This is a genomic window from Caballeronia jiangsuensis, from assembly GCF_046030135.1.
Taxonomy (GTDB): domain Bacteria; phylum Pseudomonadota; class Gammaproteobacteria; order Burkholderiales; family Burkholderiaceae; genus Caballeronia; species Caballeronia jiangsuensis.
Genome location: NZ_JAQQDB010000132.1, coordinates 1 through 444 on the forward strand (window position 1 = coordinate 1; position 444 = coordinate 444).

General features: G+C 60.1%; 1 protein-coding gene. It reads right to left on the minus strand.

Annotated features, from left to right (window positions below; translation table 11 throughout):
- A partial coding sequence (locus tag PQR08_RS38685; RefSeq protein ID WP_408164506.1) for an FAD-binding oxidoreductase occupies positions 1–357 on the minus strand: 357 nt, incomplete at its 3' end.
- Between the last annotated feature and the right edge of the window lie 87 nt (positions 358–444).

Sequence of the window (444 nt, forward strand, 5' to 3'; positions counted from 1 at the left end):
TTTTGCGTGATCCGCGTTCAGATACGTGAAGAAGCGCCCGTCGGGCGTCATCACGTCGATCTCGTGGCCGGGCTTCAGGGTATCGAACGCGAAGTTCGAGAAGCGCCCGCCACGCACGCGCTTGATGCCGATGCGCAATTCGCCATCGCGATCGTAGTCGGTCACGCCCACGCAGATCGAGTACGAACGGCGCGTCTCCTCGCCATCGATATGCGTCTTGAGCGTCACGAACTGACCCTGCGTAAAGCGAAACGCATCGCGCAGCGCGGGCGGTACCTCGAACGAAACGGTGAACGCGTCGGCGGTTTCGGGGCGGACCTCACGGATGCGCAGCGGATGAAATTGCGGAGTCGCCATGTTTTTCGGCTCGCTAACGTTGGTTCGGTTGATTCGGTTGATTCGGTCGAGTCGGTTCAGTACGGCTTGAAGTAGTCGAACGGCTCA